Origin of the sequence: Nitrospira sp. (genome assembly GCA_029194675.1) — a bacterium.
Taxonomy (GTDB): Bacteria; Nitrospirota; Nitrospiria; order Nitrospirales; family Nitrospiraceae; genus Nitrospira_D.
In genome coordinates this window covers 1,128,705-1,143,542 of sequence record JARFXP010000002.1, presented here as the reverse complement: position 1 = coordinate 1,143,542, position 14,838 = coordinate 1,128,705, and the positions used below count along the sequence as shown (strand labels likewise).

Sequence of the window (14,838 nt, the reverse complement as noted above, 5' to 3'; positions counted from 1 at the left end):
GCAAGAGTCAGGCCATGATGGAATCAATGCAAAATCTCGAAAAACGTCGATCACACGCTACGAACGTGTTCAGTTATGTTCGAGCACGGTGTAGTCGTGTAGTTGTGTTCATCCGTAGGTAAATTCCTACGGTTAACGATCTCCACTGAATGCATGTAGGTGAATTGATCAACATTCCTCATCACAAAGTATTGAGAGCTGGATGTCTAGAGTTGTGGTGATCGGCGGCGGTCCCGCCGGGCTCATGGCGGCAGAAGCGGCGGTGACTGCTGGCGCCACCATTGAGCTCTATGATGCGATGCCGTCGGTGGGCCGAAAGTTTCTACTGGCAGGAAAAGGCGGCTTGAATCTCTCCCATTCGGAGCCGATGGAGTCCTTCCTTTCTCGCTATGGCACTCGCCGGGCGCTCATCGAACCGGCGATTAGATCATTTCCCCCGGCAGCTCTGCGACATTGGGCTCGTGAGCTGGGCGTGGAAACCTTCGTCGGTACCTCCGGACGGATCTTTCCAACTGATCTGAAGGCTGCGCCGCTCCTGCGCGCGTGGCTGTGCCGGTTGCGAAAAGCCGGCGTACAGTTCCATGTCAGACATCGATGGTGCGGGTGGGATCAAGACGGGAAGCTTCTCTTCGCCAGTCCGCAAGGGTCGCAAAGTGTTCGGTCAAAAGCTGTCGTGTTGGCGCTGGGCGGGGGCAGTTGGCCGCATCTCGGCTCCGATGCCGCGTGGGTTCGCATTCTGACTGAACAGAAGGTACCGATCGTACCACTGAAGCCGGCCAACTGTGGATTTGACGTCCCGTGGAGCGAGCACTTTCGGACGAAGTTCGCCGGACATCCGGTGAAGACGGTTCACGTCATGGTGAAGGCAGTCGACGGTACCGTGATTGGTCGCATGGGGGAGTTCGTCATTACCGAGGCCGGTGTGGAAGGAGGCATCATCTATACAGTCTCAAGCCATGTCCGGGATGTCATCGAACAGACTGGCACTGCGATGGTCTATCTCGATCTGGTTCCGGATCGATCACTACCGCGACTCGCACAAGATCTTTCAAAGCCGCGTGGTACACGTACGGTCGCGACGCATCTCAAACGATGTGCCGGTATCATGGGAGTCAAGGCTGGCCTCCTCCGCGAGGTGATACCCCAAGAAGTGTTTACGGATCCTGCTCGCTTGGCCGCAGCGCTCAAATCACTGCCGCTGACATTCGTAGCCCCACGCCCGCTGGAAGAGGCCATCAGCACGGCCGGTGGCGTCTCGTTCGAGGCGCTTGATGCGAGGCTGATGCTTCGTTCGCTCCCCGGCGTCTTTTGTGCGGGTGAAATGCTGGACTGGGAGGCACCGACGGGAGGCTACCTTTTGACGGCATGTTTGGCTACGGGGCGTCTTGCCGGCAGAGGAGCGGTTATGTGGATGGCAGAAAACGGAAGAGCGCGAGCCGAATGAACATCACCCCTTCAAGGTCTCAGTCGACACATCCACATCAATTGACCTCCATGTCTCCTGCAAGCAAACAGCGACTCCCTGCCATTGCTTCCCCCCGGAACAGTGCATGTATAATCTGTGTCGACTTCATAAATTTGAGACGTCACATATGCTGCGTGGAAAGGCAGACTCTCGGCATCAGAGCGTTATTCTTATCAATGGAGGTCAGGTATGGCGGATAGAATGTTGCAAGGAAAGGTGGCCGTTGTCGGAGCAGGAGCAAAGAATCTTGGTGGACTCATCAGTAGGACGCTCGGTGCAGACGGTGCATCAGTCGTGGTTCACTACCACAGCGCATCTACAAAAGCTCCTGCTGATGAGACCGTACGGGCTGTGGAAGCATCTGGAGGCAAAGCTGTCGCCGTTCAAGGCGACCTGACGAAAGTCGACCATGTTGTGAAACTGTTCGACGAGGCGATCAGACGGTATGGACGGCTTGACATCGCGGTCAACACGGTCGGCAAGGTACTCAAGAAGCCGCTTGTCGAGACGACCGAGAAGGACTACGACGAGATGTTTGCGATCAACGCAAAAGCCGCATATTTTTTCATACAGGAAGCCGGCAAGCGGATGAACGATGGTGGAAAAATCATCACGATCTTGACCTCACTACTGGCTGCTTTTACCGGGCTCTATTCCACCTACGCCGGCTCCAAGGCCTCGGTGGAACACTTTACCCGTGCCGCGGCCAAAGAGTTCGGCCCTCGCGGCATTTCCGTGGCGAGCGTGGCACCAGGCCCGATGGATACGCCGTTTTTCTATCCTGCCGAATCACCGGAAGCCGTGGCATACCACAAGTCCCAGAGCATGAACGGCAAACTCACCGACATTTCAGACATCGTGCCGATCGTGAAATTCCTGGCGACTGACGGCTGGTGGATTACCGGACAAACCATCTTCGCCAACGGCGGCTACACGACGCGATAGGTTCAAGAATCTCATGAAACAACCTGTGATGTGCTTCGTGCGCAGGATGCTTCCCTGACGTGACGGAACGCTCGCTGAAGCGATGGACGGCAGTCGAGGTCTTTAGCCGAATAGCCAATTCCAGATTTTGGAGAACCAGTTGACGATCGTTTCGATCCACGACTGGTTTGTCGAAGGTGGGTCAACCTTCACGGAAGGTGAGGGCGCTGTCGGTTTGACGGGAGGTGGACTTGGAGGAGTCGGATCGGTTTGTTCCAGTTGTGGTGATGCCGCACTTGAATTGGTCGGTACCGTAGAGGGAGTCGGTTCCATCATGGCGGGCTGGGGTACGGACGGCCTGCTCGCGTTTGATGCCATCAACGTCGCCGATTGGGCCTGTGCCATTTCCTCCTTGTACTGAGCCACCTTGGTTCGCAAGGAGGTGCTCTCCTGACGAATGTCCACTATCTTGCGCGCCAGATCCCAACTCTGATTCATTAAGGTTGCCACCTGTGTTTTCAGCGACGCGAGGGTGTCCTCCGCTCGCTGTCTCATGATCGGCAACTGTTCGTCTTCCCGCTGAATGGCGGCCTGCAACTCGGACCTGGCGGCGTCTTCTCGTCGATTCGAGGCCTGCAATCCCGCGATCTCCCGGTCCAACTCTCTGACGTCCTCTCGTACGGCTTCCAAGGCTTGGGTCTGTTCCAACGTCTCCGCCTTGACTCTATCGTACGTACGCCGACTGACACAGCCGACTTCCAAGAGCATGGTCACGGCGAACACGCAGAGAACAACTCGTTGAGCGACCAGAGACATTGTACCGGTAGGACCTGTCATAGGTGTTGCCTCATGGGTTAACCAAATCGAAACCCCTTGTGCCGGAGTCAGCAGTCGGTCCAGTGAGCAGCTGCGCGTAAGATGTACACAGATGATGAGTGTCAGTCAACCCTCCTCATCCTCCCTTCCAAGACAGCTTGGATACTCAGCCGGAGTGTGCGTACTATGGGGCCATCATGTCGTCCGACGCGGCTACGTCCATTCGTCTCCCACCGGCGTGCGAGACCGCTCTCTTGGAACGGTTTCTCAAAGCCGAGGCCATGGCGCTTTGGACGGTACGGTCGGCGCGTTTACAAGATGTTCCCCCGAACGTCTATGCCTTTCTCCGAAAACACGAGGAGGATGAGCAGCAACATCTGGCACAATTTGAAACCATGATCGGTCGCCGGCCTCGCGAACGGGAACGGCTTCCCACCGTGCCAAAACAATGGCCCGCGTTGGCCGTTCAGCTCTACGGGTATGAGTCGCTGGGACTTGAATTCGCCACATTACTCGTCACGTTGCGGCCGGATTTGGTCTCGATCCGCGAGGACGAACTTGTCCATGTGGAATTTTTTGAGCAAGAGATTCACCGCATCCTCAAAGGCGAGCCTGCTGCTGCCGAACAAGCTCGCATCTCCGCGCTCGCATGGTGGAGGAAATTACCGCGAACGGTCGATCGCTATCTCGAAGCGGCGGTGCTCGATGCTTGTCGGCAGGCGCTGGCAAAGCGGATTCTCGCTGCAATCGAACAGCGCTTTCGGGAAACAGGACTTCTGTAGAGGAAGGAAGCGACGATGATGACGTCGGTCAGGCTTGATGTGGGAGAAGACCCGTGACGGACCCCATCTTTCGGTATTTCTGATCCCGCTGAGCAATGAGTTGTTCGACGGGCAGATCAAGTAGATCGAACAGTTGGTTGGTCAGCGCCTTTCCGACCAGGCTGCAGACGGCTCGCGGCTCGCGATGGGCACCACCCAGCGGTTCGGCAACAATCGTGTCGATCACCCCGAGCTCAATCAGATCCTGTGCGGTCATTTTCAATGCAGAGGCGGCATCGGGAACCTTTTCCGGACTGTCCCAAAGAATCGCAGCACAGCCTTCAGGTGAAATGACCGAATAGACCGAATGTTCCAGCATCAGGATGCGGTCGGCGACGCCGAGGGCTAAGGCACCTCCGCTCCCTCCTTCGCCGATGACCACGGAAATAATCGGCACGGTCAATCGAGACATGACAAACAGGTTGCGGGCGATGGCTTCGGCTTGCCCACGTTCTTCGGCACCGATACCAGGATAGGCACCAGGCGTATCAATAAAGGTCATGATCGGGCGGTTGAACTTTTCCGCCATTTTCATGAGCCTCAGCGCCTTTCGATACCCTTCCGGGTTGGGCATGCCGAAGTTCCGTTGCATGCGCTCTTTGAGAGTCTTGCCTTTTTGATGGCCGATAATCATCACAGGGCGGTCGTTGAATCGGGCAAATCCTCCCACGATGGCCCGATCGTCTCCAAACACACGGTCGCCATGAAACTCAAGAAAGTCTCTCGTCAGCTCATTGATATAGTCCAGTGTGCTGGGACGTTGAGGGTGTCGGGCCAGCTGCGTTCGTTGCCAGGGGGACAGAGTTTTGTAGAGTTCGTGTTCGGTTTGCGCAAGCTTCGCACGAAGTTTGCGAATGTCGTTTTGGACGGACGATTTCCCGTTGGCGGCCGTGGCAGAAAGTTTCTCGATCTTCTCTTCGATCTCTCGGATCGGCTTTTCAAATTCGAGGTAATCGCGCATAGTCCTGTTCAACTCCGTACAACGATCGGCCAAATTGACCAACTGGCAACTCCTAAGATAGCAAAGAGAGGGTCCCTTTGCCTAGCACTTCCTCAACATCTGAGACAAAATGGTCGCTCGGGCAGACGGTGAGATGAGGGAGGGGAGCAGTCTCGGCTTCCAAGGTGCCGTCGGTTCGAAACGACATCGAGATCGAGGTACTACCGGGATGCCGTCGAAAGACGTCAAGCAACCGAGGCAACTGCTCACGCACCTCCGGCCGATCACTGAGGCTGATACGGATACGCTTGATGGACTGCGCCTGGACCTCAGCCAACAGTTCGATCTTACTCCCCCGAATTTTTGTACCCTTGTCTCCCCGATCGATGGTGCCGGTGATGCGGACGATCCGTTCCGGTGCAATCAACTCACCCGCAGTCCTGAACAAATCGGGGAACACGATCACCTCAGTGGTCCCTTGCAGGTCTTCTACCGTGAGATAGGCCATTCGATCGCCCTTCTTGGTGAGCATCGATTTGACCGTGGCGATGATGCAGCAGATCTTCACCTCGCCGCCGTCGGGGCATTCCTTCAATCCCACTGTCGTTGTGGTCGATAAGGCACTCAGGGTCGCTTCGTAGCGGGCCAGGGGATGGGCTGAAATATAGAACCCGGTCAGCTCCCGTTCATACTTCAATCGTTGCGCTTGATCCCATTCCGCAAGCGGAGGCAGCGGGGGAGTCGGTAAGGCCGTTGAGTCGGCTTGCCCATTCAGCTCCTCTCCGAAGATGCTGATTTGTCCGAGCTCCCGCTCACGCTGAGCAGCCGCACCCTCTTCCACGGCTTGATCGAGCACCGCCATCAGTTGTGCTCGCTTGGCGCCGGTGGAATCGAACGCGCCGGCCTTGATGAGGCCTTCCAACATGCGCTTATTTACTTTATGGAGATCGACCCGCCGGCAGAAGTCAAAGAACGATCCGAAGGGGCCGCCCTGAATCCGCACCTCCAGGACCGACTCCACGGCCCCCTCACCGACGTTCTTGATCGCGGCCAAACCGAACCGGATTGCCCCGCCGGCGACGGCAAAGTGCGTTTGGCTGGCATTCACGTCCGGACCCAGCACTTTGATGCCCAGATCCCGACATTCGGTGAAATAGCCAACCAGCTTGTCCTGGTTGCCCATGTCGGTCGTCATGAGGGACGCCATAAACTCGGTCGGGTAGTGGGCTTTTAAGTAGGCCGTCTGGTAACACACAACGGCATAAGCAGCCGCATGTGATTTATTGAAGCCATATCCGGCGAATTTTTGAATCAGCTCGTAGAGCTTCTCGGCCTTCTTCTCAGGAATCTTCTTCTGCTTCGCGCCATCGAGGAACTTGGCGCGGAGCTTTTCCATCTCTTCCGGCTTCTTCTTGCCCATCGCACGACGAAGAATATCGGCTTGGCCCAACGAGAAACCGGCCATCTTGTTGGCGATCGCCATCACCTGTTCCTGATAGACGATCACACCATAGGTCTCCTTGAGGAGCGGCTCCAATTCTGGAAGCTCATAGGTAATCGGTACCTTGCCCTGCTTTCGCTTGATGAAATCAGGGATGAGATCCATCGGTCCGGGGCGATAGAGGGCGATAATGGCGATGATGTCTTCGAACCGGTCGGGTTTCAGTCCGGTGAGGAGATCCCGCATGCCCGAGCTTTCCAATTGGAATAGTCCCGTTGTTTTTCCGGAGCTCAACAGCGCGAATGTGGCCGGGTCGTCGAACGGCACTTGATCGATCAGGAGCTGCGGTGCCTCGGGATGCGTGTCGTTGATCAGAGTCTCGGCACGCCTGATCATCGTGAGGGTCTTGAGTCCGAGAAAATCGAATTTAACCAACCCGATTTTCTCGACGTCTCCCATCGAGTACTGGGTCACAATTTCGTCGTTGGCGCCCTTGTAAAGGGGTACGTGGTCGGTGAGCGGCCCTTCGGAAATCACGACGCCCGCCGCATGGGTCGAAGCATGGCGGGCCAGACCTTCGAGGGATTGCGCATTGGTCATGAGCTCTTTGACCTTCTGGTCTGTCTCCACCAGCTCGCGTAAGCGAGGCTCTGTCTCCAAAGCCTGTTGCAGCGTCATGTTCAATTGGTTGGGGACGAGCTTGGCAACTTTGTCGGCGTCGGCATACGGCATTTCCAACACGCGTCCCACATCGCGAATCGCGGCCTTCGCGCCGAGTGTGCCAAACGTAATGATCTGAGCGACATGGTCGGTGCCATACTTGTCCACCACGTAGTTGATCACTTCCCCACGGCGATCCATGCAGAAATCCATATCGATATCGGGAAGAGAGACGCGCTCGGGGTTCAAGAAACGCTCGAACAAGAGGGTATAGACGAGCGGATCGAGGTCGGTAATGCGCAGGGCATAGGCCACAAGGCTGCCGGCAGCCGAACCTCGCCCAGGCCCGACTGGGATCCCTTGTGATCGAGCGAAGCGGATGATGTCCCAGACAATGAGAAAGTAGCCTGCAAATCCCATCGAGCAGATGACCATCAGTTCTTCCCGAAGGCGCTGATCATAGACAGCGGAAGCAACCCGGCTGGGCCTTTCTTTTAGCCGTTCCTTCAATCCGACGAGGGCGAGATGTTCCAAATAGGACTCTCGATCCTTGAACCCATCTGGGACGCGATACTGCGGGAGATAGGTCTTGTTCAGTGGGAGGTCGAGCTCGCAATGGTCGGCGATGCGGCAGGTGTTCGTCACGGCGCCGGGAAATTCTGCGAATGCCGGAGCGATTTCCTCAGTTGATTTGACGTACAGTTGATCCGTGTCGAACTTCATCCGATTGGGATCGCTGACCGTCTTTCCCGTCTGCAGGCACAGCATCAGTTCATGCGGCCGCGCGTCTTCCTTTTTCAAGTAATGACAATCATTCGTGCCCGCTAGCGGAATCCCGAGTTTCTTGTGAATTTCCATCAAGCCGGTATTGGCCACCCGCTGATGATCAAGCCCGTTTGCCTGTACCTCGAGGTAGAAGTGGTCCCTTCCAAAGATCTCTTGAAATTCGCCGGCCACCGTCATCGCGCCATCCATATCTTTCTGACCGATCAGATAGGGAATCTCGCCACTCAGGCAGCCGGAAAGGGCGATAATTCCATCGTGATGTAGATTCAACAGCTCCTTATCAATACGTGGCTTATAATAAAATCCTTCAAGGTATCCTTTGCTGACGAGTTTGATGAGATTCTGATAACCGGTGAGATTTCTCGCGAGCAGAATCAGGTGATAATAGTCATTGTGCGCGAGTCCACTGTCTTTCTTCGCATGTCGACTGCCGAGCGCCATGTAGGCTTCACAGCCGATGATCGGCTTGACGCCCACCTCTTTAGCTTTACGATAAAACTCGACCGCGCCGAACATATTGCCATGGTCCGTCATTGCCACAGCCGGCTGATTGAAAGACTTGATCTGCTGGACTAGCGGTTCAATCTGATTGGCGCCGTCGAGGAGACTGAATTGGGTGTGGAGATGAAGGTGCACGAAGGACGAAGCCATGGCAGAGGATTCTATGGAGATGATGAGGGGAAGTCAACGCGTGCAAAATCATCCTATAGCGCGCGGCCAGTTCCATTAGCAAGAATTCCATCTTATCATGAGTGCTCCTCGACATAGTGAACGGTCTCCATGAATCGACGAAGAATCGACGAAATAACAGTATTGAGAAGGTGACGCTGAAAATCCGCGCTTGACGGATGCATCCGATCGGTGGAAAATCTGCCGTGCAGGGGGCGTCTCTCTCATAAGTACGTCTTGCGTACTACTGCTAGTATGGCGGGAGCGAGCATTGCGTATACCAGTGTTGTGACTGCGTTGTAATAACGGAGGGAGCGCAGTGAAACTGTCGGATCTTTTTCCCGCTGCCGATCTCCTCGAAAAACTCGAGGGGCTTGAGGACGGCCTGAAGCGAAGGCGCAGATTGGGGCGCCTCGGAAAATTCGGGGCAGTATTCGCGGTTTTGACTTGGTTGAGCAACGTAAGTCCCCAGCTTCCAAACTGGCTTCAAGACTGGTTGTCATCGCGTACGTCCCCATGGAAGGAGTTTGTTACCGTTGGTCTTGTGCTCGCGCTGTTGCTGACCTTCTTGGCCATCCTGTACAGCCTTTGGCTGAAGGAATCCCGTCGCCCGATTCGTTACACCTGCTCCCTAGGTCACTTCTCTCCAGTTTCGTCTGAGGAACACAAGCCTGCTTCTCTCATGGTGGAGAAAATGAGCTGGCTTCGACACGATCTCGCTGTACTCTTAAACAAGCGAGTGGGACGGCTCATGTTCTTCTTGTCCCCGGATCGGAAGTCTCAGGCACAGCCCGCGGAAAAGGAGGCCGAGAGTGGAGAGGAGCGGCATGCCGATCAGCACATCCACATCGAAGGGGTTTACCACGCGCAAAACAGAAAAGCGTCTGAGAAAGATTCTGATGAGTGGGAGTTAGTTGTGATACCAACCGTGCGGATCGGTCGAACAGACAGCTCCGAGACGCTCGCTAAGCCCATCCACTACACGGTCACAGAGTACCCATGGTTCTCTGTTGGCCAGTACGAAGAGTTAATCGAGCAAATCTACTTTAGTGTTGTGACCAAGGTGTACCAGCAAATCCGGCAAGACGTAGAACAAAAGATTTCACTGCTCCCCACGCGTAGGCATAAAGCAGTTGCCTACTACCACGAGGCGGAAGACTACGCCCGGTCTAATACTCTGCGCGCCTATGAGGAAGCTGGTCAACTGTACCTTGAGTCCTGCCGCTATTTCGAGCCATTCAACCCGCTCGTGAACCCTTACCCGAAGTCACGCTTTCTTCGGTTGTGGCGAGCACTCGACACGGCAAGCGACACTCTAGCAAGGAATCTGTTCCGACTCCTGTATTACGTCCGGCCAACAGCGGCGCGTCATGAGGTCCTGGCGGTAAGAGCAAAACTGGGCTACGCAAATATGCTGCTCTTTCGTTCCCTATTATCGCAACTTCTCGGCCATCGGCCTGTGCCGACGTATGAAGCACGTCGTTTTGCCGAGCAGGCTCTCGATTCCGCAACACTTCTGCCGGAAGATGTAACTCTCCTGCCGGACGACGCGTACTGGCGCAAGCACTGCCTCTTTGACGCGCATGTCACCAGCGCGGTCAGCTGGTCTTCACTAGGGGAGCACGCTGTGTCACATGGCCACCTCGTTAAGGCGAAATCCATTGATCCACACCGAGCGACGACCTCTGCTGTCTACCTGTTTGCGGAAAGCCTCCTATCTGCCGAGCCACAACAGAAGTACGAGTTGCTCGTTTGCGTTACCGAGCAGGATCCGACCTTTGAGATCGCGAAGTTTAATAAGGCCTATGTGCGGGAGATGCGGTGGCGTTGCGGGCCAAACCCCACACTCGCGCACATTGAAGCGAAGCAGGTTATCGAGGAATACAGGGATGTTCTAAAACTCAATCCGAGCAACATTGGCGCAGCGGCTAACGCCGCGTTCGTGCTGTGGCTACTTATGGATGAGGATGAATCTCGCCGGTCGAAGAACATTGGGGAAGCAGAGAGTAAATAAAAGGGGTCAGGTACATTTTTGTGACAGAGGTGATCATTCGGCGCACCGTGCGTGGCGATTGGCCGTCCGCTACCGTCGGAGGGATGATCTATCATGTCCTGAACCGAGCGAATGGCCGACTGCCACTGTTCGAAACGCCCGCCGACTATCAGGCCTTCGAGAAGGTGCTTGGCGAAGGGCACGATCGTTTCCCCAGGCGTACGGTGGCCTACTGTCTGATGCCCAACCGCTTATTTTCCGCGAAAAGGCCGTCCAGCAAGATCCGCGACGCGAAGAATAATGAGGTAGCGTTTGCGGACGGGCGCGAGTTGGAAGCAACCCTCAGACCGCGCGGACGGCCAAAGAGCACAACAGGTTCCTAACACCTTTTATTTTCCCACCGGACGCGTGCAAGCGAACTGAGACCTCTTATGTTCGCTTCCAGCAGCCACTTGCTGCTAAACTCGGCTTATTATGGCAGCTTCAGTGTACGTAGAAACGTCCGTGATTAGCTACTACGCGGCCAGACCAAGCCGGGATATTATCACGGCGGCCCGGCAAACCATCACTCAGGAGTGGTGGAATGAGGCGAGAGCGCGGTATGAGATCTACATTTCCGTCCTGGTCGTGGAGGAAGCCCAAGCGGGTGATGCCGCCGCAGCGCAAAGGCGATCGGACGTTCTCGGTGGACTGCCTATTCTGGAGATGAACGATGCCGCTGAGTCAGTGGCCAGGCATTTGATTGATGGGGGATTGATTCCCGAATCCAGCGTTGAAGATGCGTTACACATCGCGGTAGCGACCGTCCATGGAATGGATTTCCTGTTGACCTGGAATTTCCGCCACATCAATAACGCGGAAGCGAAAGCGCGGATTGAAGCCGCGATTGAGAAGCTCGGCTACGAGTGTCCCATCATCTGCTCACCGGAAGAACTGGGAGGTATCGAGTCATGAAACCCGATCCAATAGTGGACGAAGTGCGCAAGACACGAGAAGCGCATGCTGCAGTATTCAATTATGATCTCTTGACGATCTGTCGTGATCTAAGAAAGAAGGAAAAACAAGCTGGTCATCCGATTGTTTCTCGACCTCCACGATTGCGGCTCAAACCCACTGGAAGCTAACTCGGCGCTGGGGAGTGGACACTGCGAACGATGTGGTACCCCTCAGGCATTCAGGCGTCCCCATGCCGCTCATCTCATAACCCCCAGTTGTCACCCTGCTCGGTCGTGCTCTCCGCCTGGCTCATTCATGCGCTGCTGGGCCATGGACGATCCTTGTGCATCTGCCGGTGTTAGGTGGCATACTGGTCGTACTGGGCTTCTCGTTCATGGTGTGTCAGGGATAAAAGGTGTCAGAAACTGAGGGCTCCCCACAAAAAGGTTCGTACATTGATGGGGTTACGTGAAAAATACTCGGCCCACAAGCGGAAACCTGCTATGGACTCTGCCTCCTTAGGCACCACAACCTAGAGAGGGAACACACGATGAAGGCCATCAAGATGGTTCGACGCGACCTGAAGACCACCTGTGCATCGATGCATGCCACACGGCTGACGGTGCTGTTTATAGCCGTGGAGGCCTTGATTCACGGCGGACGGTTGACGGTCACCGCGTTAGGCCGCGCACGCCGCAGTGGCACGACGGTCAAGCATGCGATCAAGCGGATGGATCGCCTCCTGAGCAACCGGCCGTTGCAGCATGAACGTGCCATGATTTATGGCGCCCTGTCTCGGTGGATCCTGGGCACCCAGGTTCAGCCAATCCTTCTCGTCGACTGGTCGGATCTGACGGCCGACCGACGGTGGCAACTGCTGCGCGCGGCCGTCCCTGTCGGCGGGCGCGCCCTGACCGTGTATGAAGAGGTCCACCCGCTGGGCTGGCTCACGAATCCACAGGTTCATCGGGTCTTCCTGCGCAGGCTCCACCGATTGGTACCATCTGGCATCACACCAATTGTGGTGACGGACGCTGGCTTTCGCGCCCCCTGGTTTCGAGAGGTCGAACGGATCGGCTGGACCTTTGTAGGGCGCGTGCGTAATCGCAATCATGTTCGATTCCCTGAGGCCACAGGTTGGGTGCGCAGCAAGTCGCTCGACGACGATGCGACCGCCACGCCGCCACGCTTGGGGTGCTGTGAATTGGTCGAGTCTCATCCCGTGCGCGGTCAGTTAGTCCTGGTGAAGGAGCCACGGAAACACCGCATCCATCGCTCGCGGTTGGGGTATAAGGTTCGGTCCTCCTCCAGCCGCAAGCAGGCCGCTTGTCATCGAGAGCCCTGGCTGTTGGCCGTCTCTGAGTGCCTGGCCAGCCACCGTGCTGACCAACTGGTTGCGTGTTATCGGAAACGGATGCAGATCGAGGAAGCCTTCCGGGACTTAAAGGAGGCCCGCTTTGGCGTAGGCTTACGCCTGAGCCAGACCACGCAGGCGAACCGATTCACGATCCTGCTCCTCATCGCCGCGCTCGCTCAGCTCGCGGTGTGACTCGTGGGCCATGCCACGGTGAATGCGGGTTATCATAGGCGGTATCAAGCCAACAGCACCCACCGCCGCTTGACGGTGTCTGTGATCGCGTTAGGCATGCAGGTGGTCAGGCGTGCACGGGAGCACTTCACACGCCATGACCTGTTGGCGCCACTCCGCCAGTGGCAGAGAACCGGTGATGCCTTCAGAACACGCTGATGCCATGAAATTTGTGGGGAACCCTCAGTGTCAGAAACCTTTTCTTGACGAGGTGCTCATTCGACGTACCGTGCACGGTCATGGGACGTCCGTTAGGAGCTGCCGTCGGGGCATGAACTATGAGGTGTATAACGCCCTGCTCCCTGTTTCTGTGGCTGCGGCGAACTGATTGACATCGCAGAACGTTCCAGCTAACTTGTGCCGCGACGGTGTGTACAACTACACCATTTCGGGGGCCTACTTCTTCGGGGGTCTACTTCAAGTTAGGCAGCGTAGACATTTCGTATGAGCAAACCTCGACTGCTTTGGCTTGTCATCTCTAGCTGCTGCCTCTCGGTGGCTGGTAGCATCTTCGCGCAGCAATCCGATCCCGATGCTCTGGCTGCTCAAGCGGCGGTGCGCTCGTTTCATGAAGCACTACGCCGCGGCGACGTGCAGGCCGTTCAGGAGTTGCTCGCAACCGATGCGGTCATCCTCGAGGGCGGTCACCTCGAGTCCCGGCAAGAATATCTGCGCCATCACCTCAGCGCCGACATTGAGTTCGCTAAGGCGGTTCCATCCAAGGTCACCAAGTCAGAGACAACTGTTTCGGGCCAAACTGCCTGGGTTCACTCTGTAACCGTCTCGCAGGGCAAGTTCCACAATCGCAAGATCAAGCTGTCGGGTGCCGAACTCGTTGTCCTCACACGAACCGCAAGCGGCTGGGAGATTCGGGCTGTCCATTGGTCATCGGACGAGTCCATGTGAGACTCGGAGCGTAGGTACCAGCGCTGACTAACCCTTCGCTGGAGCCGACCCTCGCCTCAGCTCAAACGTTAGGCCTGTAGAAAAACTCCTCTCATAGCGGAAAATACCGCCATCGCCGTGTTGTCGGAAGTTGTCGCTCGGCTCAATGAAAGACAGGAGATTCTATTGAAGGAGTCGGCGGATTTGTTGAGAATATGCCACCCGTCCTCAATCGGGGCGGCAAAGGTGTACGGAGTCCAGCCTATGCGCTGATCCAAGGGTTAAGTTTTTCTCAGCCATAACGGAATCATGCTGGTCTGCATAACACGTCAACGCTGCGTTGAGGATAGAGGTGACACGTCCATGAACCAACACAAGAACCGCGTGGGAGTTGGCACGCGGTATCTGCGTACTATGCCGGTCGGTATATTTAATAGTTCGGTCGTGATCATCAACGACTAGGCATACCTGGTGCCGTTCATGGAGTCGGAAGAAGAGATCTTCCTGAAAACAGTCATCCCCAGCCGCAAAGCCACGAGGGAGTACGTAGATGAATCAGATGAAAACACTTGATCAAGAAGAGAAAGAGATTCTTGACGCATATGAGTCCGGGAAGCTAAGGCGCGTTCCTGAGGCTAAGAAAGAGATTGCGCGTCACAAGCGCTATGCGGCAGCCACATTTAAGAAAGACGCACGAATCAATATTCGCATCTCTTCAAAAGATCTGAAGGAACTTCAGAAGCTGGCTCTGAGCGAAGGGTTGCCGTATCAAACACTCATCTCAAGCGTTCTTCACAAGTTCGCGGAACGGCGGCTAACAACGCGTTCCAGCCGACGGTCCTCGCTTCGCTCGGCCCGTCGCTGAACGCTGGCGTTAGGCTCGATGAAAAGACAGTCCTTGCAACAGCGAGGCC

Annotated in this window: 13 protein-coding genes; 10 read left to right on the top strand and 3 right to left on the bottom strand. The window is 55.9% G+C overall.

From position 1 onward, the window contains the following. The first annotated feature begins 202 nt into the window (after window positions 1-202). Window positions 203-1,444, top strand: coding sequence for a TIGR03862 family flavoprotein (locus P0120_14380; protein ID MDF0675506.1), 1,242 nt, complete (start codon window positions 203-205; stop codon window positions 1,442-1,444). A 210-nt stretch (window positions 1,445-1,654) separates the two neighbouring features. Further along, window positions 1,655-2,410 carry an SDR family oxidoreductase gene (locus P0120_14375; GenBank protein ID MDF0675505.1) on the top strand — a complete coding sequence of 252 codons (756 nt, stop codon included), beginning with the start codon at window positions 1,655-1,657 and terminating at the stop codon, window positions 2,408-2,410. A gap of 102 nt (window positions 2,411-2,512) precedes the next feature. On the opposite strand, the gene P0120_14370 is transcribed toward P0120_14375, so the two are convergent. After that, window positions 2,513-3,226 (bottom strand): hypothetical protein, encoded by a 714-nt coding sequence (locus tag P0120_14370; protein ID MDF0675504.1) that lies wholly within the window; start codon window positions 3,224-3,226, stop codon window positions 2,513-2,515. Between the two features lie 176 nt (window positions 3,227-3,402). On the opposite strand from P0120_14370, the gene P0120_14365 reads away from it, so the two are divergent. After that, window positions 3,403-3,987 (top strand): hypothetical protein, encoded by a 585-nt coding sequence (locus P0120_14365; protein MDF0675503.1) that lies wholly within the window; start codon window positions 3,403-3,405, stop codon window positions 3,985-3,987. 28 nt (window positions 3,988-4,015) lie between these two features. On the opposite strand, the gene P0120_14360 is transcribed toward P0120_14365, so the two are convergent. Together P0120_14360 and dnaE are read right to left on the bottom strand one after the other, a co-directional pair. Next, entirely contained in the window at window positions 4,016-4,987 is a 972-nt protein-coding gene (locus P0120_14360) for an acetyl-CoA carboxylase carboxyltransferase subunit alpha (GenBank protein MDF0675502.1), read from the bottom strand. A gap of 52 nt (window positions 4,988-5,039) precedes the next feature. Then, on the bottom strand, window positions 5,040-8,504 hold the full coding sequence (gene dnaE / locus P0120_14355; protein ID MDF0675501.1) for a DNA polymerase III subunit alpha: 3,465 nt from the start codon (window positions 8,502-8,504) through the stop codon (window positions 5,040-5,042). A 337-nt stretch (window positions 8,505-8,841) separates the two neighbouring features. Between dnaE and P0120_14350 the strand changes: the two genes are divergently transcribed. From P0120_14350 to P0120_14320, 7 genes are all read left to right on the top strand, one after another. Further along, window positions 8,842-10,536: a hypothetical protein gene (locus P0120_14350; protein ID MDF0675500.1), complete on the top strand. Its 1,695-nt coding sequence runs from the start codon at window positions 8,842-8,844 to the stop codon at window positions 10,534-10,536. Between the two features lie 20 nt (window positions 10,537-10,556). Then, window positions 10,557-10,898 (top strand): hypothetical protein, encoded by a 342-nt coding sequence (locus tag P0120_14345; GenBank protein MDF0675499.1) that lies wholly within the window; start codon window positions 10,557-10,559, stop codon window positions 10,896-10,898. Between the two features lie 91 nt (window positions 10,899-10,989). Beyond that, window positions 10,990-11,469: a type II toxin-antitoxin system VapC family toxin gene (locus P0120_14340; GenBank protein MDF0675498.1), complete on the top strand. Its 480-nt coding sequence runs from the start codon at window positions 10,990-10,992 to the stop codon at window positions 11,467-11,469. After that, the gene (locus P0120_14335; protein ID MDF0675497.1) at window positions 11,466-11,639 is read left to right on the top strand and encodes a hypothetical protein; all 174 of its coding nucleotides are present in this window, start codon (window positions 11,466-11,468) and stop codon (window positions 11,637-11,639) included. Before P0120_14340 ends, P0120_14335 begins: the two co-directional genes overlap by 4 nt. A 362-nt stretch (window positions 11,640-12,001) precedes the next feature. Then, window positions 12,002-13,000 carry an IS4 family transposase gene (locus tag P0120_14330; GenBank protein ID MDF0675496.1) on the top strand — a complete coding sequence of 333 codons (999 nt, stop codon included), beginning with the start codon at window positions 12,002-12,004 and terminating at the stop codon, window positions 12,998-13,000. Window positions 13,001-13,483: 483 nt separating this feature from the next. Then, window positions 13,484-13,945 (top strand): nuclear transport factor 2 family protein, encoded by a 462-nt coding sequence (locus P0120_14325; protein ID MDF0675495.1) that lies wholly within the window; start codon window positions 13,484-13,486, stop codon window positions 13,943-13,945. A 529-nt stretch (window positions 13,946-14,474) separates the two neighbouring features. Next, a complete protein-coding gene (locus tag P0120_14320; GenBank protein ID MDF0675494.1) occupies window positions 14,475-14,789 on the top strand; it encodes a hypothetical protein in 315 nt (104 codons plus the stop codon). The last annotated feature ends 49 nt before the right edge of the window (window positions 14,790-14,838 follow it).